This is a genomic window from Pseudoalteromonas issachenkonii (genome assembly GCF_002310795.1).
Taxonomy (GTDB): domain Bacteria; phylum Pseudomonadota; class Gammaproteobacteria; order Enterobacterales; family Alteromonadaceae; genus Pseudoalteromonas; species Pseudoalteromonas tetraodonis.
This window is the reverse complement of record NZ_CP011030.1, coordinates 326,535-347,851: the sequence shown is the minus strand read 5'-3', so window position 1 is coordinate 347,851 and position 21,317 is coordinate 326,535. Positions and strand designations below refer to the sequence as shown.

Annotated in this window: 20 protein-coding genes; 4 read left to right on the top strand and 16 right to left on the bottom strand. The window is 40.0% G+C overall.

All coding sequences use genetic code 11. The annotated features are described in order from the left end of the window. Nucleotides 1-53: 53 nt before the first annotated feature. From trpS to rpe, 3 genes are read right to left on the bottom strand one after another with little or no spacing between them, the layout of a single operon-like run. Entirely contained in the window at nt 54-1,058 is a 1,005-nt protein-coding gene (gene trpS / locus PISS_RS01585; protein WP_058154066.1) for a tryptophan--tRNA ligase, read from the bottom strand. 33 nt (nt 1,059-1,091) lie between these two features. Continuing rightward, nucleotides 1,092-1,757: a phosphoglycolate phosphatase gene (locus PISS_RS01580; RefSeq protein ID WP_058154065.1), complete on the bottom strand. Its 666-nt coding sequence runs from the start codon at nt 1,755-1,757 to the stop codon at nt 1,092-1,094. Continuing rightward, entirely contained in the window at nt 1,757-2,440 is a 684-nt protein-coding gene (gene rpe, locus PISS_RS01575) for a ribulose-phosphate 3-epimerase (protein WP_016900317.1), read from the bottom strand. Before rpe ends, PISS_RS01580 begins: the two co-directional genes overlap by 1 nt. A gap of 298 nt (nt 2,441-2,738) precedes the next feature. On the opposite strand from rpe, the gene PISS_RS01570 reads away from it, so the two are divergent. Then, the gene (locus PISS_RS01570) at nt 2,739-3,038 is read left to right on the top strand and encodes a hypothetical protein (protein WP_028834491.1); all 300 of its coding nucleotides are present in this window, start codon (nt 2,739-2,741) and stop codon (nt 3,036-3,038) included. 4 nt (nt 3,039-3,042) lie between these two features. Beyond that, nucleotides 3,043-3,228, top strand: coding sequence for a DUF2970 domain-containing protein (locus PISS_RS01565; protein ID WP_008115053.1), 186 nt, complete (start codon nt 3,043-3,045; stop codon nt 3,226-3,228). Here the strand turns inward: PISS_RS01565 and PISS_RS01560 are convergent. The 9 genes from PISS_RS01560 to PISS_RS01520 form a co-directional block, all read right to left on the bottom strand. Beyond that, nucleotides 3,191-4,042 carry a Dam family site-specific DNA-(adenine-N6)-methyltransferase gene (locus PISS_RS01560; RefSeq protein WP_008115051.1) on the bottom strand — a complete coding sequence of 284 codons (852 nt, stop codon included), beginning with the start codon at nt 4,040-4,042 and terminating at the stop codon, nt 3,191-3,193. The genes PISS_RS01565 and PISS_RS01560 overlap by 38 nt on opposite strands. A 53-nt stretch (nt 4,043-4,095) precedes the next feature. Then, nucleotides 4,096-5,412: an SPOR domain-containing protein gene (locus PISS_RS01555; RefSeq protein WP_058154064.1), complete on the bottom strand. Its 1,317-nt coding sequence runs from the start codon at nt 5,410-5,412 to the stop codon at nt 4,096-4,098. Beyond that, nucleotides 5,413-6,483, bottom strand: coding sequence for a 3-dehydroquinate synthase (gene aroB / locus PISS_RS01550; RefSeq protein WP_033104301.1), 1,071 nt, complete (start codon nt 6,481-6,483; stop codon nt 5,413-5,415). Nucleotides 6,484-6,512: 29 nt separating this feature from the next. Beyond that, on the bottom strand, nt 6,513-7,031 hold the full coding sequence (aroK, locus tag PISS_RS01545; protein ID WP_008466255.1) for a shikimate kinase AroK: 519 nt from the start codon (nt 7,029-7,031) through the stop codon (nt 6,513-6,515). Nucleotides 7,032-7,479: 448 nt separating this feature from the next. Continuing rightward, nucleotides 7,480-9,570, bottom strand: a complete 2,091-nt coding sequence (locus tag PISS_RS01540) for a type IV pilus secretin PilQ (protein ID WP_013463907.1) — start codon at nt 9,568-9,570, stop codon at nt 7,480-7,482. Continuing rightward, on the bottom strand, nt 9,557-10,093 hold the full coding sequence (locus PISS_RS01535) for a pilus assembly protein PilP (RefSeq protein ID WP_008115036.1): 537 nt from the start codon (nt 10,091-10,093) through the stop codon (nt 9,557-9,559). The genes PISS_RS01540 and PISS_RS01535 overlap by 14 nt, the downstream gene beginning before the upstream one ends. After that, a complete protein-coding gene (locus tag PISS_RS01530; RefSeq protein ID WP_008115035.1) occupies nt 10,093-10,695 on the bottom strand; it encodes a type IV pilus inner membrane component PilO in 603 nt (200 codons plus the stop codon). Before PISS_RS01530 ends, PISS_RS01535 begins: the two co-directional genes overlap by 1 nt. Next, a complete protein-coding gene (locus tag PISS_RS01525; RefSeq protein WP_008115031.1) occupies nt 10,685-11,257 on the bottom strand; it encodes a PilN domain-containing protein in 573 nt (190 codons plus the stop codon). Before PISS_RS01525 ends, PISS_RS01530 begins: the two co-directional genes overlap by 11 nt. Beyond that, nucleotides 11,245-12,324, bottom strand: a complete 1,080-nt coding sequence (locus PISS_RS01520; RefSeq protein WP_013463905.1) for a pilus assembly protein PilM — start codon at nt 12,322-12,324, stop codon at nt 11,245-11,247. The genes PISS_RS01525 and PISS_RS01520 overlap by 13 nt, the downstream gene beginning before the upstream one ends. Before the next feature lie 131 nt (nt 12,325-12,455). On the opposite strand from PISS_RS01520, the gene PISS_RS01515 reads away from it, so the two are divergent. After that, a complete protein-coding gene (locus PISS_RS01515; RefSeq protein WP_058154063.1) occupies nt 12,456-14,930 on the top strand; it encodes a penicillin-binding protein 1A in 2,475 nt (824 codons plus the stop codon). Nucleotides 14,931-14,978: 48 nt separating this feature from the next. On the opposite strand, the gene metL is transcribed toward PISS_RS01515, so the two are convergent. Together metL and metB are read right to left on the bottom strand one after the other, a co-directional pair. Beyond that, on the bottom strand, nt 14,979-17,324 hold the full coding sequence (gene metL, locus PISS_RS01510; RefSeq protein ID WP_058155444.1) for a bifunctional aspartate kinase/homoserine dehydrogenase II: 2,346 nt from the start codon (nt 17,322-17,324) through the stop codon (nt 14,979-14,981). A gap of 49 nt (nt 17,325-17,373) precedes the next feature. Beyond that, nucleotides 17,374-18,621: a cystathionine gamma-synthase gene (gene metB / locus PISS_RS01505; protein ID WP_058154062.1), complete on the bottom strand. Its 1,248-nt coding sequence runs from the start codon at nt 18,619-18,621 to the stop codon at nt 17,374-17,376. A gap of 198 nt (nt 18,622-18,819) precedes the next feature. Between metB and metJ the strand changes: the two genes are divergently transcribed. Then, nucleotides 18,820-19,140, top strand: a complete 321-nt coding sequence (gene metJ / locus PISS_RS01500; RefSeq protein ID WP_008115021.1) for a met regulon transcriptional regulator MetJ — start codon at nt 18,820-18,822, stop codon at nt 19,138-19,140. Nucleotides 19,141-19,208: 68 nt separating this feature from the next. Here metJ and PISS_RS01495 read toward each other — a convergent pair whose 3' ends face one another. After that, nucleotides 19,209-20,450 (bottom strand): malic enzyme-like NAD(P)-binding protein, encoded by a 1,242-nt coding sequence (locus PISS_RS01495; RefSeq protein WP_058154061.1) that lies wholly within the window; start codon nt 20,448-20,450, stop codon nt 19,209-19,211. 525 nt (nt 20,451-20,975) lie between these two features. Then, nucleotides 20,976-21,191 (bottom strand): 50S ribosomal protein L31, encoded by a 216-nt coding sequence (rpmE, locus tag PISS_RS01490; protein WP_008115018.1) that lies wholly within the window; start codon nt 21,189-21,191, stop codon nt 20,976-20,978. Nucleotides 21,192-21,317: the final 126 nt, after the last annotated feature.

Sequence of the window (21,317 nt, the reverse complement as noted above, 5' to 3'; positions counted from 1 at the left end):
TATAAAAAATGCCGCTAAATTAGCGGCATTTTTGTATCTGCAAATAAACAAGCTTATGGGCGTGGAATAAATCCAACCGCATCATAAACTGCTTTTAATGTTTTCTCAGCACGGGCACTGGCTTTCTCGGCCCCCATTTTCATGATGTTATTTAATAATGTTTGGTCTTCACGTATTTCTTTAAAGCGAGCCTGAATTGGCTCTATCATGCTGACAACAGCTGCTGCGGTATCTTTTTTCAAGTGGCCATACATTTTATCTTCGTATTCAGGTACTAACTCTTCGATTGGACGCTTAGTTGCAACACTTAATAACGTAAGTAAGTTAGAAACGCCTGGTTTTTCACTTCGATCAAAATAAATGCGTGCTTGCTCGTCTGAATCAGTAACCGCTTTTTTAAGCTTTTTCTCAATCTTTTTAGGCTCGTCTAACATCATAATAAAGCCATTGGGGTTTTCATCAGACTTAGACATTTTTTTCAGTGGATCTTGTAGGCTCATTACTCGCGCACCAAACTCAGGAATATAAGGTTCTGGCAGCGTAAAAATCTCGCCGTATACATTGTTAAAACGATTAGCAATATCACGCGTTAACTCAAGGTGCTGCTTTTGATCTTCGCCAACAGGCACTTTATCAGCTTGGTATAATAAAATGTCAGCTGCTTGCAAAGCTGGATAAGCAAATAAACCCACATTAATATTATTAGCATGCGTTGCCGACTTATCTTTAAACTGGGTCATGCGATTAAGCTCGCCCATTTGCGCATAACAGTTTAATACCCAGCCAAGTTGCGCATGCTCAGGTACCTGAGATTGTACAAATAACGCCGCTTTTTCTGGGTTAATACCGCATGCCGTATATAACGCAACGCCATCGAGTACACGATCACGCAATAATTCAGGGTCTTGGCGTACGGTAATTGCATGCAAGTCTGCAAGCATAAAGTAGCTATCATATTCTTCCTGTAGCTTAACCCACTGGTTAATAGCGCCAACATAGTTGCCTATTGTCATACCACCGGTTGGCTGCATGCCACTTAATACTACTGGTTTACTCATGATTTTCCTTTATTTTTACTTAATTAAAAATGCTTAACGCTGTGTTAGTGTCGGTATTATAGCTAAGAAGTTATCGCATAGGTACTGCGGATTATAATCCGCTAACTGCTCTCCCTGGTGATACCCATAAGTAAGCGCTATCACGTCAATGTTAGCGGCTTGCGCTGCGAGTATGTCACTCTTTGAATCACCAATCATAATCGCTTTATCAGGCGTTATATTTAATGCATCGCAAGCAAATAATAGCGGCTCAGGTGACGGTTTTTTTGCCATGTCGTCACCGCAAACAATCACTTCAAAATGACTGCGAATAGCGAGCTTATCTAAAAGCATTTCAGTAAAGCGGCGTGCTTTATTAGTAATAAGTGCTTTAGGCATACCACTGAGAGCAGCAAGACCAGTTTCAACATGCTGATATAACACACTGTATTCACCGACCTGCTCACTGTAATGTTGATAAAACAGATTGATAGCTCGTTCGCTTAAAGCCTCATCGAGGTGCTCACTAATTTGCATATCGCCGCAAAGGGCTCGTTTCACTAACACCTCAATGCCATTACCTACCCAGCTTTCAACTAATCGCTGACTGACAATTGGAAACGCTAAATCGGTAAGTGTTAAATTTAAAGCCATATACAAGTCGTATACGCTATCAACTAGGGTGCCGTCTAAGTCAAAAAACGCTGCATCATATTTCATTATTTAACACTTTCTAATTGCTGACGCATCTCATCAATCACTGTTTTATAATCAGCCTGATTAAAAATAGCTGAGCCTGCAACAAACATATCGGCACCCGCTTCAGCCGCCGCGGCTATGTTATCTACTTTAATACCACCATCTACTTCTAAACGAATATCACGTCCAGATTCAACAATGCGTTGTTTTGCCTCTCGCAGTTTCTCGAGTGTTTGTGGAATAAAACTTTGCCCACCAAACCCAGGATTTACAGACATTAATAAGATCACATCTACTTTATCCATTACGTGATCGAGGTAACTTAAACTTGTTGCAGGGTTGAACACTAAGCCTGCTTGACAACCTTCATCTTTTATCAATTGCAAAGTACGGTCAATATGCTCGCTCGCCTCTGGATGGAAGGTAATAATTGATGCACCCGCCTCGGCAAATTGTGGAATTAAGCTATCTACCGGTTTTACCATTAAATGCACATCAATCGGGGCTTTAATCCCGTAGTCGCGAAGTGCTTTACATACCATTGGGCCAATCGTTAAGTTAGGTACATAATGGTTATCCATTACATCAAAATGAACGACATCAGCACCTGCGGCTAACACTTTGTCGACATCTTCGCCTAATCGTGCAAAGTCTGCAGATAATATTGAGGGCGCTATTAAGTATTTTTGTTCACAGTTGAGCATCGCTAATCCGTTAATGAATAATTTATGCCGTTAATGTAACTTAATTAGCGAAGTTACCCAAGTAGCACCTTTAAAAATAGCGCCAAATAAGTAATGTTAAAGCCTTATTTGCGGCTATTCATGAAAAAGAATAACCTGCTGAGGATGTAGGCTTTATAATTAAAAAAAGAATCAGTTTTTAAGCGGGTGTCACTCAGTATTTAAAACACAATACAAATAAACAATAACAAAAATAAAGTGTATTATTTAAGCAGTTTTTGTTATGCTGCACGAAGAACTAAATTATTAGGTTTATATTATGCGTGCTTTTAAAATTGGATTATTAATCACGTCGGTAAGTGTTATTATTGGAGCAACATCGCTTTGCTCAAATACTGAGCAAGATTTAAGCTCTGCCAACATTTGTCTTCATAAAGAGCAAACCAACGCTATTAATAATAGCGCAACCCGTTGCATTCAAATTGAAGAGGATTCGTCTTGGGCCTCTTGGTTAACAGGTGATAGCCGTAGCGCTCAGTTTCATTACTTAGACTTGCTAGAGTTGTTAACGGGTACTGATGACAAACACAAACCCTCTTCAATCAAGCCATTATTTTAATTAAATGCAGCACTTTTTTAGCGCGTTACAAAGCGTACTGGCTGCATTTTTTGGTGTTCAATCTGAAGATAAGCGCAAAACAGACTTTAAGTACCACTCTCCAATTACGCTAATAGCTATTGCCGTAGTACTGTTTGTATTATTTGTACTGGCTATTTATGCAACCGTGACTTCGGTGCTAAATACATAGCCATTAGCTCATCCACTTTATTTCGTGAACCGCCCTTTGGACTAATCGTACGTTTAACCTGAATTTTATCCAGTGATGCTTGACTGTAAATTTTGCGTGTCCACACGGTATCGTGGTTTGAAATAAGGACTGGCGTGTTATTCTCAAATGCCGCTTGCTCAGCCAAGTTAGCTAAATTAGCCTGATCATCTAAGTTAAATCCGCCTTTAGCGTAAGAGGTAAACGATGCGGTTTTACTTAATGGCACATAGGGCGGATCGCAGTATATCACCGCATTTTTAGGGACCAGTTTAAATACATCATCGTAGCCTAAGCAGGTAAATGTTGCTTTTTGTGCTTTGTTGGCAAAAAAGTACATTTCTTTTTCAGGAAAATAAGGCTTTTTATATTTACCAAAAGGCACATTAAAAATGCCCTTTAAGTTATATCGACATAATCCGTTATAACCATGGCGGTTCATATATAAAAATAAAATAGCTCGCTCATACACATCGCTGCTTTGGTTAAACTGCACACGATAATCGTAATACGCATCTGGATGGTTATTTAAATCAACAAATAGTTTTTTTGCATCGCTAATAAACTCATCCGGCGAACGTTTAAGCTCTTTATATAAATTGATTAAATCAGCATTTATATCGTTAAGTACGTAGTGTTTAAAATTACTATTTAAAAACACTGAGCCCGCACCAACAAAAGGTTCAACCAAGGTATCTGCATGTTTACTTGCTTGATTTAGTCGCGCGTTAATATCTTCAACGAGGCTGTATTTTCCGCCAGCCCATTTAAGGAAGGCTCTACTCTTTTGCTGCATTGGCTCTTTACTTCAATTCGGTGTTGCGCGATTTTACACTAAAGTCACTGAGTTTACTGATCAACTCGTGCAATTTCTTGTTTTATTTTGCTAATTTTTTTATAGAAAGGTTTATTTTTTCTTACTCCAGCGGGGAGTGCTTGCAGTGCTTGTTTTGCCTCATTTAAGTTAGCAAAACTGCCTGTTGTTACCACCCACCATATTTTACCATTTCGCTTAGTTTGATATGTATTGGTAATACTTTCTAGCTTATGTTCAGCAATAAACTCATTGCCTACCTGATGCTGAGTTACGGCTAATAGCTGAATAACAAAATTATCTTCAGGTTGTTCTAGGTACCAGTTACTGGGTATTTTTACTATTTGGCTTTGCTGCTTTACCACCTCAGGTACGCTAATGGCTTCTTCAACCGGCGGCGGTGCTGGCTTTTCTTGTTCAGTTAAAGTCGATGGCTCAGTTAAACTTCCTACAATTGCTGGCACGTCATTGTGGGCACGCTCATCTGTAGTTGGCTCTTTAGTTATAGGCTGTGGCGAAGTAAACAGGGTTGGTGATTTAACCGGTTGTTGTTTATTTTGAATAGCTTGCTCGGTTGTAATAGCGGTTGTGAGGACTTGCTCATCGCTTTGACGATTAGCATTTTTCCACCATTGGGTCATATCAGCTTTGTATACAACGCCAATAATCAATAACATTATTATGAGTAATAGTGTGAGCAACTGTAAGCGCCAAGATACTTTGTCTTTTACGATAATATCAGCAACTTGTTCGCTAGGCTGCCAGGCTAATAAAAGACTTGGGTTACCTTGGGCTTCAACTAAAAAGGTTTTAAATACAGGGTCTTCATCATAAGGTAACGCCGTAAAGTACCATCCCATTAGCTGCTTACTTTCAACTAAGTTTAATGGCTCTAAATGAATATTAACTGCCTCTTTAAACGGCAATTTAGATTGCGATGCAATCATAATGTAAAGCACATTGGGCGCACTTTTTGATAACAGCTCGAGCTCTGCAATTAGTTCTTCAGATAGGTGCCTGCCGCCATCGATAACCCATAAACACGCGCCGCATTGTTGTTGCTTCGCTAATTGATAATAGTTTTGTGATAAGCTCAGGTTGTGATCAATTAAAGGGGCATTAAAGCTTTGCTCTAATAATTGAGTCATCAATTGCACATCAGTCATTTGAGCGCCAACTTGCACAAACGCTTTATTAAAATCGTTATATTTATCAGTGATGAAGGTTTCAAGCAAATAGCTTTTACCTAAACCAGAAGTGCCCAACAAAACAATTAGGTTTTGACCATATTCAAATTGCAATGCGATTCTATCCACCAAAGCCGCACGGCTCGGTAAAATTTGTGACTGCATTTATTGCTCGATCAATGCTCTGACTTGATCATCAGACACATCATCAACTAATGCACATTGACCAAATTCGGTGGGTAAAATGAATCGGATAGTCCCTTTTTTATTCTTTTTATCTTTTCGCATATGCAGTAAAAAGTGCTCACTGGTCATATCGCTAGGTATCTCGATTGGTAAGCTATATTGCGCTATTAATGTAGCAATACGCTCTACATCTTCTCGTGTTAAATCTTGGCGAGTATAAGCAAGCTTTGCAGCAAGCACCATACCTGTCGCGACAGCTTCTCCATGTAACCAAACACCGTAACCCATTTGTGCTTCAATAGCATGCGCAAACGTGTGCCCTAAATTTAACAACGCACGAAGGCCCTGCTCTTTTTCATCTTGTGCAACAATAAGCGCTTTAATTTCACAGCATCTGAAGATGATGTGCTGTAAACACGTCTCGTCTAATTGTTGTAATTTAGCGATGTTATGCTCTAGATAAGCAAACAGTTCAGTATCGTAAATCAAGCCATACTTAATAACTTCAGCCATGCCTGCAGCAAACTCGCGTGTTGGTAAGGTATGCAACGAACGCGTGTCAATAAATACAGCTTGGGGTTGATAAAAAGCTCCAATCATATTTTTACCTAGCGGGTGATTAACCGCTGTTTTGCCGCCAACTGAAGAATCAACTTGAGATAATAAAGTGGTTGGTATTTGGATAAAAGGGACGCCACGCTGATAACAAGCAGCAACAAATCCAGTTAAATCACCTACAACGCCACCACCTAATGCAATTAAGCAGGTGTCACGGCCGCAATTATTCTCAAGTAGGAATGCCGAAATTTTTTCAAACCAAGTGAGTGATTTATATTGCTCACCATCTGGAATAATAAAATGCAGTGGGTTTAGCTGTGCTAATGAATCAAGCAACTGTTGAAGGTACAGCGGTGCAATCGTTTCATTAGTAATGATGATAGGCCGACAATCACCAATGTGATGGATTAGACGGCCTGTATCTTGAAGTGCAGATTGACCAATATAAATAGGATAACTTCGCTCGTCTAAATTAACAGTTAATTCAAGCATGCTGGGTTAGTCCTTTTTAATACTGGCTTTTAAAAATCCAATTTCTCGATGATTTGGTTAGCAACAACTTTCGCGCTCTGCTCATCAGTGCGTACAACAAAATCAGCTACTTCTTTATATAATGGTTCACGCTCTTCTGCTAAGCGCTCAAGTACATCACGAGGTGCTTCTTCTGTTTGCAGTAATGGGCGACGCTTGTCGCGTTGCGTACGTGCAACTTGCTTTTCAATCGGTGTCTCTAAGTATACAACAATACCGCGAGCCGAAAGCTTGTTTCGAACTTCTTTACTCATTACTGAGCCACCACCTGTTGCAAGTACAATACCTTGCATTTCGGTTAAGTCACCAATAACAGATTCTTCACGAAGTCTAAAGCCTTCTTCACCTTCAAGATCGAATACCCAGGCAATATCTGCGCCCGTGCGACGTTCGATTTCTTGATCAGAATCAACAAATTCAAGGTGTAATTGGTCAGCGATGTGACGACCAATCGTGCTTTTGCCAGCCCCCATGGGGCCAACTAGAAATATATTACGTTTCTCAGCCATATCTTTTAGTACAAACGAACTCTAAAATTTGAAATAAAACCCCGCCTAACGACCTGGCCCCAAAATTAAGAAAGGGATTATCTCAGTAATCGGTCGGGTATTTCAAGTCAATTAGGATAAAAAGCCATATAACGAGCAATTAAACTAAATAATTACCCACTGGTTAACAAAAAAGCACCTTATTATAGGCAAGTTTATCTTCTAGGGTTAAAATTTATGCAATTAAGGTTACTACATTGTTGCTTCATGAAAGCTTTTGCATGGTAACTTTACAAGAGCCTGAATTACAAACAACATAAACGCAGCCTTAAATACATCCGCAGTACAGTACATGATCAAAATTATATACTGTCTTATTGTACATTTATAGGGAGTGTTCACACCACGATAACTAAATTACATACCCATACTATCTAGGCTGGTATTCAACCTAGATAAGCTTAAATATTTAGTCTATTTGGATTTTAGGTGTGACAAAAATCAGCAGTTCGCGCTTTTCATTGAACTCGCTAGTGCTTTTAAATAGTCTTCCTACGTAAGGAAGGTCGCCCAATAAAGGTACTTTTTTGGTCGAATTAATAATTTGCTGTTGGAAAATACCACCCAACACTACCGTTTGTCCATTCTCAACGAGTACTTGAGTCTCAATTTGTTGCGTATCGATGGCAACCGCTGGGCCTGTACCTGTTTGAACCGTATCCCCTCGGGTATCTTGAGTAATGATTAAATTTAAAATAACTTTGTTATCGGGTGTGATATGAGGTGTCACTTCTAGGCTTAGTACCGCCTTTTTAAAACTTACGGTTGTTGCACCACTTGAAGCTGACTCCACATAAGGGATCTCAGTACCTTGCTCAATACGCGCTTTTTGCTGATTAGCAGCAGTAATGCGTGGGCTTGCAATGATTTCACCTTTGTTTTCTTCTTCAAGGGCGGTTAATTCTAAATCAATTAATGTTCCGTTAGCCAATTTAGCAATGTGCATACCTATACTCGCCGATGGATTCGCCACTGGTAAATTAACGTTAAGTCGATCAGAAAGACTAGGAATATTACCATTAGAAATCGTTTCAGCTCCTTCTAATGTGCCAGAAACACCGTCTGAGCCTTGCTGATCACTAAACCCCCAACGAACCCCCAAGTCTTCAGTTACGTTGTCACGTACGGTTACCATACGCGCTTCAATAACCACTTGTTTAACCGGTATATCTAAGGTTTCGACCATACGACGAACACTTTCAATACTTTTTGCAGTGTCTTTCATTAATAACGTATTAGTACGTTGATCAACAGACACGCTCCCTCTGGCTGTAATAATACTGTTGGTATCTGTTTTTAATAAGTCGGCAAAATCTTCTGCTTTTGCATAATTTAAGCGGATGTATTCACTATAAAGTGGCTCTAAATCCTCAACTTGCTGTTTAGCTTTTAACTCTTTTGCTTCACGGGCAGCCAGCTCTTCAGATGGTGCAACCATTAAAATAGAACCGTCCATGCGTTTGTCTAAGCCTTTTATTCTAAGCACGACATCTAACGCCTGATCCCACGGAACCCCATCAAGGCGAAGAGTAATATTGCCTGTCACTGAGTCGCTTGTTACCAAGTTAAAATCATTGTAACCGGCAATAATCTGTAACACAGCACGAACAGAGATATCTTGAAAATTAAGCGTCATAGGACGACCCAAGTACTCTTTACCACCATCTAAGTAGGCATTTTGCGTTTCATCTTTCTCAACCGTTAAGGTAAAAATATTCTCAATTTGCTGATAGGTATAGGCAAATGCAGTGTTTGGTTCAATCACTAAACGTGTAAGGTTATCTTCTTTAAACGTTTCAATACTGCTCACCACAGTGCCAAAATCAAGTACATCTAATTCATACAATAAATCATCTAAAATATCGGTATGATGAAACTCGGCAATGATTTTTCCACCGCTTTCATGAACCTCTACAGCTGCCTGAGTATCTTGTAGATAAACAAGTACTTTCGCTTCACCTTTTTCTCCACGTCGAAAGTCAATTGCTTGAATACCGTTAATATAATTAGACGTGTAAGCAGGCTTATCTTCGCTGGTTGTTAAAATTTGCTCTGTGAGTGGGTTATCAGAAATTCTAATAGAAACTAAATTATTGTTTACTTCAGTCTCATAAATTTTTAATCGGTCCAAGTTAATGGTCACTTTTAAACCCGCACTGGTCATCATACTCGTGATGTTACTGATACCAGCTTGGTTGATAGCGATATTCGTCAACCCTTCATCTAATTCTACCCCATCAAATAGTAGCTCTATTCTTGCAGGGCTATTAAAAACTTGTACTGCTGGTTGCTGCTGCAACTCTTCATCAAAAACTAGCTGTAATTCGGTTTCACCTTTAAGCAATGGATTATATCGAACGTCATAGAGTAAAGGGGCTGCACTTACGGCTTTTGTCATTAGTAGTAAAAAAACAAACAATAAAGCAGATAAAATACGATGATGCGAACACTCACCTTTGTGCATATAGGGTATACCTTTTTTCTTATTAATTTGCGCCATTGGTTGCCGCCTCTAACATTTCTAATTTGGTCAAACGTTCTTTCCAACAACCTGACCCATCAGGGATTAATTCTACTAATTCAATATAGTCACTATTAACACTGCTTACTTTTCCGTCATAGGTGCCTAAATAGCTTCCTATTGTTACTCGGTGCAAGGTGTCATCAGCAGCTGTAATGAGCGCCCATGTTTTGCCGTTCGATCCTATTGTGCCCCTCATTGCTAAATTATCTAATGGGTACTTCTCCAGTGGCTGACGAACACGCTCTGGATCTGGGTGAAGACAGTTTTTAACTTGTGTTAGCTTGTTTTGAATAATTTCTGGTTCTGGCGCTACAAAAGGGCTACGTAAGTCTTTGGCGTTATACTCAAAGTGCTCAAACTTAACTAGCTCAGGTATTTTTTCAATACGTGCCGTGGTATTTGCTTTAACCTGATCAATAAATTCTTTTTGCTCCGATGTATCCTCGTTACAGCCACTGAGCAAAAACATCGCAGTGGTTAAAAAGAGAAGCTGCTTCATCATCTTACTCCCTCTTCATAACGGTAAGTTTTTGCTACTACACTGAATGTTAGCTGCTTTTCGCCAGATGATAAAATAGAAAAGTCATGTAAACTGACAATTCTTGGTAGTTGAGCCACTTTCCCTACAAATTCGCCAAACTCATGATAAGTACCTACCACTTCAATTTTAATTGGCAACTCGGTATAAAACTCTTTTTCAACTTCTGGCAACCAACCAATTTTTAAAAATGTTAACCCGCTGGTTGTACCCACATAAGAAAGGTCGTCCAATAATCCTGGCGTCTCATTTGAAGTAGGTAGGCGTTTTAATAATTGAGAGAATTTATCTTCCATCTCAACCATTTGCTCACGATAAATATCAAGCTTACTGGCAACTGCATATTTAGTTCGGTAGGTTGTGCGTAACTCAATTTCCTTAGCAACCGCATTGTGGTAGCTGTCTATTTCATCCGACACTAATAAGCTGTAGCTAAAAAACAACACCAAACAAGCTACAAAAGTTCCGCATATTGCTTTTACAATAACGGGCCACTCACCGATGTTATCGAGCTCGATTTCATTCCAATCGATTTCTGTAAACGATTTAAAATCAAGGTTCATTACGTACCTCACCTATTTTGCCAAATGGTTTTACGTAAAACTCCATATTAAAATCGCTGAGTAAACGTGAAGATTGATCGCCGGCAACAATACCTTGCATAGTCGGGCGCTCTAATAAGTAAGAGCTTTGTACCTGTCTGAGCATAGTAGATAAACGATTATTAGACTCACTTTTGCCTAACACATGAATTTGATTACCTTTGCGCTCCAGCTTGGTTAAATAAACCCCTGCAGGCACTATTTTTGCCACTTCATCCATTATTTGGGTGCCTAAATTACGGCTGCTTTGTAACTCTTCAATTAAACGCATACGTTGTTGTAAGTTTTCTTTTTTCTTGTCTAGATCACGTATGTCGCGAATTTTATTGTCGAGCGTTGTAATTTCTGAACTAAGATAATTATTTTTTAACGTTTGCCCTTCTTTTAGAGCACCATAAAACACGCTCAGCATATACATACCAGCAAAACAGACGATAACCACAGCCATAAGAAGTGTTATAAATTTCTTTTTAGACTGCTCACGCTGTAGCTCACGCCAAGGTAATAAATTTATATGTGGCATGATGAAAAGCTCCTCAACGCCAGGCCAGTCGCAATTGCAAATTGAGTGCGGTGGCGCTGTATTATATTACGATCAACTCTAGGGGATATTTCCATCTTATCAAATGGTTCAACAACAACTGTGTGTATTCCTAATTCTTCAATCAGCAATCTATCAATGCCTTTAATCATCGCTGAGCCGCCCGTCAATACAATATAGTCCAATTGTTCTTTACCTGTGGTGGTTAAAAACATTTGAACAGCACGACGAACCTGCTGGAGTAACGATGTTTGAAAAGGAGCTAACACTTCAAATGTATAGTTTGGAGGTAAATCACCGGTTGTTTTGCCAATTTCAGCTTCATCAAAGCCTTTGTTGTAGTAAGCAACGATACTATTTGTGTATTGGTCGCCACCAAATACTTGGTCACGGGTATAAATTGTCTCACCAGATTGCACTACACTCACCAAGGTGAGTACAGCACCAATATCAACCACTGCAACCGTTTTGTCATATGCATCTGATGGTAACTGTTGGTAGTAAACATCCATAGCGCGACTTAGCGCATAGCTTTCAACGTCCACTACTTTTGCGGTTAAATTCGCAGCACTTAACGCACCGACTCTGGCTTCAACGCTTTCGGTTCTAGCGGCAGAGAGCAGTACATTTATTTTGCTCGGGTCAGCACTATTTGTAGAGAGCTTTTCAAAATCAAGACTCACTTCATCTAGTGGGTAAGGAATTAAGCTGTCGGCTTCAATTTCAATCTGCGACTCTAATTCAGCGTCGCTTAAGGAAACATCCATGAAAATAACTTTGGTAATCACGGTTTGCCCAGAGACGGCAACAGACGCGAATTTTAGCGACTTTGGTAGCTTTCGTTTTAACTTGATTATCACATTACCAATTGCTTCAATATCTTGAATATTACGCTCGCTCATAGCGCCTTTTGGCATAGGTTCAATTGCAAGTGCTTCTAGTCGAAGCCCAGTTTCTGTTTCACTTAAAAGTACGGCCTTGATAGAGTGCGATCCAATATCAATACCTACCATCATTGGTGATGGTTTTTTTATTAGTTGACTTAGCATGTTTGCAACTTTGCCTTTGTTTTAATAATAAACAAGTTATAATTTATATCTTAAAAAATATTATTCAATTTTTAATCAATATATACTAGCAGTCTCAACCTGTAATTGGGAGTCCGTTTAGGGAAATATCAGTGATTTTATTAAAAAGAACTTTACAATTTTTGATCATTTGTGCATTACTTGCACTAATTACATTGCTCAGCCTTTATTACTACGTTAAATCCGATATTCCCAGCGTGCAAGTTTTAAAAAACGTGCAATTACAAACGCCTATGCAAGTATTTACTAAAGATGGGCTTTTAATCAACCAATTTGGTGAAAAAAGACGGATCCCTGTAACTATAGACCAAATTCCCCAGCCTTTATTGCAGGCTTTTTTGGCAACTGAAGATAACCGCTTTTACGATCATATCGGTATTGATCCAATTGGTATTGTGCGCTCAGCGCTAGTACTTATTTCTACTGGTGAGAAAAAGCAAGGTGCCAGTACTATTACCATGCAATTAGCTCGTAACTTCTTTTTAACACGAGAAAAAGCCTACATTCGTAAAGTAAAAGAAATATTTATTGCCATTCATATCGAAAACCTCCTCTCAAAAGATGAAATATTTGAGCTTTACCTAAATAAAATAGAATTAGGAAATCGTGCCTTTGGTATTGGTGCTGCGGCTCAAGTTTATTATGGTAAAGAACTAAAAGAGTTAACTCTTGCGCAAATGGCAATGATTGCTGGTTTACCAAAAGCTCCTTCGGCACTTAATCCTATTCGTAATCCAGAACGTGCTAAAGCAAGAAGAAATGTGGTGTTAGGAAGAATGCTTGAAGAGAAGTATATTTCAAGAGCGCAGTATAATGAAGCAACTAACCAACCAATTACCGCGTATTTTCATGGAGCTGAAATTGACTTATATGCGCCGTACATTTCAGAAATGGTACGAGCAGAAATGGTGTCACGCTACGGTATAGATAAAGCCTATAACTCAGGGTTTAAAGTGTACACCTCTGTTGAATCAGATGTTCAAAAAGCAGCACAAACAGCTCTAGTTAATAACCTACATGCCTATGATATGCGCCATGGTTTTAGAGGCCCTGAAGCCATATTGTGGGATCCGCAAACAGAGCCGCCATTACCGCAGTCGAAATTATTAAACACTTTAAAAACTGTTAATGAATTTGGCCCTTTAAAAACGGCTGCGGTGTTAAGCGTGAGCGATAAAAGCGCTGAAGTTATACTTAAAAGCGGCGAGCGCACAACCCTTACTTGGGATAACCTAAAATGGGCACGTAAGTTTATTACACGCTATCGCCAAAGCTTTGCGCCTGAAACAGCAAGCGATATATTAACCCCAGGCATGCAAATATGGCTGCGCAAAAATGACGATAATAGCTATATTTTAAGTCAAATACCTGAAGCGGCGAGCGCCATTGTTTCTTTAGACCCACAAGACGGGCGCATAAAAGCCATTGTTGGTGGATATAGTTTTGAACAAAGCCAATATAACCGAGCTGTACAAGCTAAACGCCAAGTAGGCTCAAATATTAAGCCGTTTATATATTCAGCTGCGCTTGAAAAAGGCTACACACTAGCGTCAATTTTAAATGATGCTCCTATAAATCAATGGGATAAGAGCCAAGGCGTTGCATGGCGACCAAAAAACAGCCCAGCTATTTATAATGGTCCAATTCGCATTCGTCGTGCTTTAGCCCAATCTAAGAATGTAATTTCCGTACGCTTATTAAGGGGCGTTGGACTGCAGAGAACAGCCGATCATTTATTAAAATTTGGTTTTGACGATAAAGATATAAATCGTAGTGAGTCACTGGCATTAGGCAGTGCATCCATTACGCCGCTTGAATTAGCTCGTGGGATGAGTGCTTTTGCTAATGGCGGTCACCTAATTGAGCCGTACTTTATTTCACAAATCCAAGATGCAATGGGTAATACGTTATTTAAAACCAATCCCACCATTATTTGTGATGATGAAACGACAACACCTAGCTCGCTAATGCTAGGTGAGCAAGTAGCACCAAATTGTGCGCCGCAGATCATCTCTAAACAAAATGCATTTTTAATTGCCAGCGCAATGAATAGTGCTATTTGGGGTGGCGGTAGCTGGTCACATAAAACCGGTTGGAGTGGAACAGGCTGGCGTGCACAAGCGCTAAAACGTCGCGATCTTTCTGGTAAAACAGGCACGACTAATGATTCTGTAGATACTTGGTTTAGTGGCTTTAACCGCGATGTGATGACATCAGTTTGGGTTGGCTTTGATAACCCAGGTAATACACTGGGACGCTCAACCTACAATAACAACTTAGGAAGTGGTCAAATATCAGGTGCTGAGTCAGGCGCAAAAACAGCTCAGCCTGCATGGGTTGATTTTATGCGCGCCGCACTGGATGGTAAACCTGCTGCGCCAATCGAACCACCTGAAGGCTTAGTTTCTATTCGTATTGATTTAGAAACCGGATTATTAAGTCATAAAAACGATTACACCAGCCGTTTTGAATACTTTGAAAAAGGCACCGCTCCTACCAAGTATGTGTTATCACAACCAAATGATATATTTGAAGAAAACACTAAAACTGAAGAAGAGCTATTTTAAATATAGCGAACAGTAAAAAGGCCGCAAATTAGCGGCCTTTTTGATGGTCTAACTAATATTTTGTACCAACCAGTATAAGTCAGAGTGAACGCCAGCAGCAGTCACTTCTTTACCCGCACCGGGGCCTTGTATCACTAATGCGTTTTGCTTATACCACTGGGTATTAATCACAAAAATATTATCGCCAGGGGTCAAATTCGCAACCGCTTCGCTTTTTGGTACATAGGTAATCCCTACCTTAGCGTTTAGCGTGTTGTTTTCAAACTCTAATAACCCAGTGTAGCACAGTGCAGCATTTTGTTGCTGAGCCGCTTGCGCATGCTGCTCAATAAATGCATCTAAACGAGCCTTATTATCAATAAAGTCATTCCAGCTGCCTGCACTTAACTCATCGGGCATCAAAGCGGATAAAGAAATGTCATCAAGTTCCAATTCAATACCTAATTCACGCGCTAAAATAAGCAACTTACGTTGCATATCTCGTCCAGATAAGTCTTCTCGAGGATCCGGCTCTGTGAACCCCAAAGCTTGCGCTTCTAGAACTAAATCTGAAAACGCTTTACTGCCATCATACATACTGCATAACCATGACAGCGTGCCTGAAAACACGCCTTCTATTCGCGTTATTTTATCGCCACTATTTTGTAAATCAGCCAAGGCAAAATTAATCGGTAGTCCGGCCCCTACACTTGCATTATAACGCCAATGTAAGCCACGTTGAGCAAGGCTTTCACGTAGTGTTTGATACCACGAAAGCGATGCGGTTCCCGCGTATTTATTAGCACTAATTAGATGGCAGTTTAATTCAACTAACTTACTATAAAGCTGACTAAAATGTTCACTGGCGGTAATGTCGATCACTATTTTATGTTCATACTCAAGAGTATCTATGTATGACAATAAATCGGCTTGTTTATAGGAGCTTGCATGGTTTTCCCATTGAAGTTGCCAGCTTTCACAGTCTAATCCATTAGCATTCACCAACATCTGCTCTGAGCGTAAAAGCGCTACTAACTTGACGTTAAAATCAGTTGATAAGCGTGCTAGTTGAGCAGGTAATTGGCGCATAAACTCAGCACCTACATTGCCAAGTCCTGCAATAATTAAAGCTATTTCTTGTGCTTTATTAATGAGCTTGTCATGTAACAGGCTCAGCACATCACTTTCAAGTACTTGATCGGTTAATAGTAACGTATATCCCTCACCGTAATGGGTAAACCGAGGCTGGATAGATTGTGTTTGTAATAAGGCTTCACTTTGCTTACCAAGCGGCGCTACCTCTTGATCAGGTGCAATAATCGCCACCCCATTTAAGTTTGACTCACTAATATTGGCGCGGCCAGCAAAATAATTAGCCACCTGATGTGTCGCTGACGCAGGGACTAGTAAGTAGATTTCGCCTTCGTGTTCAAAGTGATGCAAACTATGCTGAATAAGTTGGCTAACATGTGCTACTTCGCCTTCACTCAGATCATCAACAATGAGTAAATCCACATTATTTACTGTGGTTAAAAAGCGTTTTTGTTTACTCATTCCTAGTTTAACTATTTCGGTATGACTGCCTTGAGGATCGTAACTACTGCGAACAACTAATTCTATATCGGTATCTTTTAATGGCGATAATGTTTTAGCGTGTAATACTGGATTACCTAACCTCGCTAATAAATTCGCTTGATCACGGCACACTCGCGCATACTTAACCGCATTAGCAACCTTACGCGGATCAGTACTAAAAACACCTTGAGTGTCAGTCCAAATAGAGACTTTTTTAGCATTGCAATACCGCGCTAATAAAGTGGCACTGTAATCACTGCCATTTCGCCCTAAGGTCACTGTTTCACCATGTAAATCAGCCGCAATAAACCCAGTAACTACATTAATTTTACTCGTCTGTATGGCTTTTAAGCACTGCTGCTGATTATTAGCATGCTGCAGCTGTCCGGTATCTAACGTAAATAACTGCCTAGCGTCATGGGCACAAGCGCTAACGTTAAGCTGTTCTAAGTAAGCGCTTAGTAACCTTGCAGACCACAATTCACCATGTGCTAATAACGCAGCTTCAGCTAATGTCCCTTGCTTAGCCTGCTTGGTAATAATACTGAGCTCAGTTTCAAGTAAATCAAGCGCATGGTGCTTAGCGTTAGCTATTAATAATTGCTCAATTAGAGCTATTTGATGGTTGCTCAATAGCAATACAATATCAGCAATAGCTTGAGTGTCTTGCTGTTGGTAGCTTTGCCACAGTTTAACTAAGGTATCGGTGGTTTTACCGGCAGCCGATACCACCACACAATCCCCAGCTTGAGCGTGAGTTAAAATAATATTTGCGACACTTTTAAAGCGATCCGCTGAGCTTAAACTCGAACCACCAAATTTATGAACCTGATTTACCATATTAATACCGACTCGCATTTATGTTTTGTATTTTGAAGATTGGTATGCACTACCATAACGCCGGATGCGCCGCGTTTAACTTTGCTGAACCAAATGATTCACTAGCACCACTTTTTGCCGATAGGCCGGGATTGGCTTGCCCTGGGCGCACCAAATTAAATACCCTGTCTAAGTCAGCGAGTAAATCATTTACATCTTCAATACCCACCGAGATACGAATAAGCGTGTCGCCTACTCCGGCTTCTGCACGCGCGGTTGCGTCCATGCCGGCGTGGGTCATAGTCGCAGGGTGACAAATCAAACTTTCTACTCCACCTAATGATTCCGCTAAGCTAAATTCATTTAAGCGCGTTAAAAACGCTGCAGCATCGTTTATATCGCCTTTTATATCAAAACTAACCATAGCACCAAAGCCAAGCTGCTGCGCCTTAGCTAGCGCATGTTGAGGGTGTGATTCAAGACCTGAGTAGTAAACTTGGGCAACAAACTGGGAGCGTTCTAAATACTGTGCAATGGCGAGTGCATTTTCTTGGTGTTGCCTTAAACGCACGTTTAACGTACGTAAGCCTCTGAGCGTTAAATAGCTATCAAATGGCGCGCCAGTGATGCCAATGTTATTTGCCCACCACGCTAACTCTTCACCTAACTCAGCAGTCGCTGCGATAACCGCGCCACCAACAACGTCTGAATGGCCATTGATATATTTTGTGGTTGAGTGCACCACAATATCAGCGCCAAACTTAATCGGGTTTTGTAATGCTGGCGATAAAAATGTGTTGTCGGCGGCAACCAGTGCACCACACTGTTTAGCTGTATCAGTTACCGCTTTAATATCTGTTAAGCGTAAAATAGGATTGCTAGGTGTTTCAATCCAAATCAGCTTAGGTTTAATAGCAAGGATGCGTGTCAAACTGTCGCTTTTGGTAAAATCGACCACTTCTAGTTTTAATAAGCCGCGCTTTTCTAGCGAAGTAAATAAGCGATAGCTGCCCCCATAACAGTCATGAGGGATCACTAACGTATCGTCACTATTAAGTAATTGTGTTGTTAGGTGAACGGCTGCCATGCCTGTTGCGGTAATAATGCCTTTAGCGCCACCTTCAAGCTCCGTGAGCGCCTCAGCCAAAATGTCACGATTAGGGTTACCACTGCGGCCATAATCATATTGACGCTTTGTATCAAAGTCAGCAAATGAGTAAGTTGTTGATAAATAAAGCGGTGGAACAACCGCACCATGCTGTTTGTCGGCTTCTATTCCACTACGAACAGCAATTGTTGCCTTATTTTTTTCACTCATTTTCGCTACCTTTACTAATTTGGATGTTTAGACGTCTAAAAGGTAGCGCATGCAATTTAAGATGTCAAAACATTTAAATGTCTAGATAGCTAAATAACTAGTATTTGACTATCTTTTTTAAACCGATAGAATTTCACGCATATTTACACGCTTTGATGCTGTGTGAGCAATTTATAATCTGAGGCAACGATACATCTTATGGCTAAATGGAATGGTGAATATATTCACCCATACGCAGAACACGGGAAAAAATCCGAACAAGTAAAGAAGATCACCGTTTCGATCCCGCTAAATGTATTAAAAGTATTAACTGATGAACGTACTCGTCGTCAAATAAACAACTTACGTCATGCAACAAATAGCGAGCTTTTATGCGAAGCGTTTTTGCATGCGTTTACCGGGCAACCGCTGCCTAATGATGATGATTTGCGTAAAGATAACGCAGAAAAAGTACCTGAAGAAGTGAAGAAAATAATGCAAGAAATGGGACTAGAAGTGCCTATTTTAAATGAAGACTAGAAGGGTCTTTATACAAAAAAACCTCAGCAAATGCTGAGGTTTTTTTTGCGCTAATTTACACTTAACAATTACGTCATGTAGTTTTCTGGCATATCAATTTGTGCCACACCTGAATCAACCGCCGCCTGCGCAACCGCTTTAGCTATACGTGGTAACAAACGTGGATCCATTGGTTTTGGTATAATATATTTAGCACCAAACTCTAATTTGTCGATGCCTGCGGCAGTAAGCACTTCAGTCGGCACGGGCTCTTTAGCAATACTGCGAATTGCTTCTACAGCAGCAATTTTCATCTCGTCGTTTATTTCACTGGCACGTACATCTAACGCACCACGGAAAATAAACGGAAAACACAATACGTTATTAACTTGATTCGGATAATCAGAGCGACCTGTAGCCATAATTAAATCGTTACGTGCAGCGTGTGCTAATTGCGGATCGATTTCAGGATCGGGGTTTGAACAAGCAAATACCACGGGTCTATCAGCCATTAATTTTAAATCTTCAGGGGCTAATAAATTAGGGCCCGATACACCCACAAACACATCGGCATCTTCAATTACATCTTGTAAAGTACGTTTATCGGTATTGTTTGCAAATAATTGCTTATATTCATTCAAGTCATCACGACGCGTATGAATAACTCCTTTGCGATCTAACATATAAATATGTTCACGCAACGCGCCACATTTAATTAAAAGCTCCATACAGGCAACAGCTGCAGCGCCGGCACCTAAACATACAATAATTGCATCTTCAATTGCTTTGCCCTGTACTTCCAGCGCGTTTAGCATACCCGCAGCCGTTACAATAGCCGTACCATGCTGATCATCATGAAAAACAGGAATGCTACAACGCTCTATAAGCGCTTTTTCTATTTCAAAACACTCGGGCGCTTTAATATCTTCTAAATTAATTCCACCAAAGGTGTCGGCAATATTAGCCACCGTGTTAATAAAGTCTTCGGTAGTACGGTGCTTAACTTCAATATCTATAGAGTCTAACCCTGCAAAACGCTTAAATAGTAGCGCTTTACCTTCCATAACGGGTTTTGAAGCCAGTGGACCTAAATTACCTAAGCCTAAAATTGCGGTGCCGTTAGTAATAACCGCAACCATATTTCCTTTACCAGTATATTTGTAGGCATTTGCTGGATCAGCGGCAATTTCACGAACAGGTTCTGCGACACCGGGGCTGTATGCGAGCGCGAGGTCTTTAACCGTCTCAGCGGGCTTGGTCAGCTCAATACTGATTTTACCTGGAACGGGATGGGCATGGTAATGTAGTGCTTGTTCACGAAAATCTGACATAACGCGATTATATCCTGCAATTTAAGTTAAAGTGAGAGGTAGTTTTAATCTACGATACCTTTATTATTTTTAAATTCCAAGCAATATCAGGTCTATCCTGTTATATGCTAGAACTGTTAATTTTAAGTGATTTATCAGCAACTTCCCTAGATTATCCTGACATTTTTAAAATATAAATTCGTCATAAAAATGAAAAACACAGGTACTTTTTGCCCTTGTTCTATTTTTATAAAGCGTATTTTTTAGTCTTAAATTAAAATAGTGAAATACCGAATTTTATTTAACTTTAAACACAAATAACCTCACGTTACCTGCATTTGAGTACCATCTTTAAAGTTTAACAAATAAAAATATAGAGAATATTGGCTGTTTTGTCTGCAAATGTTTATGCATACTCAGAATAAGAACAGGAAATAGTTATGCAAAAAAAAATAAATACAAAATTGCTAATAAAGCAGGTAGGAAAGTAAATTTTGGCCACAAAAAAAGCACCCTAAGGTGCTTTTTTTACATAGAAACAAAAAATTATTTTTTGCTGCTAAGTGCACCGAAGCGCTTGTTGAAGCGATCAACACGGCCGCCAGTGTCTAAAATCTTTTGCTTACCAGTGTAAAACGGGTGACACGCAGAACATACGTCTAAGTGAATGTCTTTACACAGAGTAGAACGAGTTTCGAATTTGTTTCCGCATGAACAAGTTGCAGAAATTACTTCGTACTTAGGGTGAATACCTTCTTTCATAGGAACCTCTAGTTAAGGCCGCATCGCTCTCCAAACCCGAAGTCTGGCACCATACGTCGTTAAAACAAATTTATTGGCCGCGAATTTTATCCAACAACCCGCACGCACACAAGCTTTAATTACCCT

Excerpts from the sequence above, each read along its gene's own strand:
- PISS_RS01525 (WP_008115031.1), bottom strand. The coding sequence starts at position 11,257 with ATGCCACATATAAATTTATTACCTTGGCGTGAGCTACAGCGTGAGCAG.
- PISS_RS01560 (WP_008115051.1), bottom strand. The coding sequence starts at position 4,042 with ATGCAGCAAAAGAGTAGAGCCTTCCTTAAATGGGCTGGCGGAAAATAC.
- PISS_RS01520 (WP_013463905.1), bottom strand. The coding sequence starts at position 12,324 with ATGCTAAGTCAACTAATAAAAAAACCATCACCAATGATGGTAGGTATT.
- PISS_RS01535 (WP_008115036.1), bottom strand. The coding sequence starts at position 10,093 with ATGAAGCAGCTTCTCTTTTTAACCACTGCGATGTTTTTGCTCAGTGGC.
- PISS_RS01565 (WP_008115053.1), top strand. The coding sequence starts at position 3,043 with ATGCAGCACTTTTTTAGCGCGTTACAAAGCGTACTGGCTGCATTTTTT.
- PISS_RS01555 (WP_058154064.1), bottom strand. The coding sequence starts at position 5,412 with ATGCAGTCACAAATTTTACCGAGCCGTGCGGCTTTGGTGGATAGAATC.
- rpe (WP_016900317.1), bottom strand. The coding sequence starts at position 2,440 with ATGCTCAACTGTGAACAAAAATACTTAATAGCGCCCTCAATATTATCT.
- PISS_RS01530 (WP_008115035.1), bottom strand. The coding sequence starts at position 10,695 with ATGAACCTTGATTTTAAATCGTTTACAGAAATCGATTGGAATGAAATC.
- aroB (WP_033104301.1), bottom strand. The coding sequence starts at position 6,483 with ATGCTTGAATTAACTGTTAATTTAGACGAGCGAAGTTATCCTATTTAT.
- PISS_RS01570 (WP_028834491.1), top strand. The coding sequence starts at position 2,739 with ATGCGTGCTTTTAAAATTGGATTATTAATCACGTCGGTAAGTGTTATT.
- metL (WP_058155444.1), bottom strand. The coding sequence starts at position 17,324 with ATGGTAAATCAGGTTCATAAATTTGGTGGTTCGAGTTTAAGCTCAGCG.
- PISS_RS01495 (WP_058154061.1), bottom strand. The coding sequence starts at position 20,450 with ATGTCAGATTTTCGTGAACAAGCACTACATTACCATGCCCATCCCGTT.
- PISS_RS01580 (WP_058154065.1), bottom strand. The coding sequence starts at position 1,757 with ATGAAATATGATGCAGCGTTTTTTGACTTAGACGGCACCCTAGTTGAT.
- trpS (WP_058154066.1), bottom strand. The coding sequence starts at position 1,058 with ATGAGTAAACCAGTAGTATTAAGTGGCATGCAGCCAACCGGTGGTATG.
- metJ (WP_008115021.1), top strand. The coding sequence starts at position 18,820 with ATGGCTAAATGGAATGGTGAATATATTCACCCATACGCAGAACACGGG.
- metB (WP_058154062.1), bottom strand. The coding sequence starts at position 18,621 with ATGAGTGAAAAAAATAAGGCAACAATTGCTGTTCGTAGTGGAATAGAA.
- rpmE (WP_008115018.1), bottom strand. The coding sequence starts at position 21,191 with ATGAAAGAAGGTATTCACCCTAAGTACGAAGTAATTTCTGCAACTTGT.
- PISS_RS01540 (WP_013463907.1), bottom strand. The coding sequence starts at position 9,570 with ATGGCGCAAATTAATAAGAAAAAAGGTATACCCTATATGCACAAAGGT.
- aroK (WP_008466255.1), bottom strand. The coding sequence starts at position 7,031 with ATGGCTGAGAAACGTAATATATTTCTAGTTGGCCCCATGGGGGCTGGC.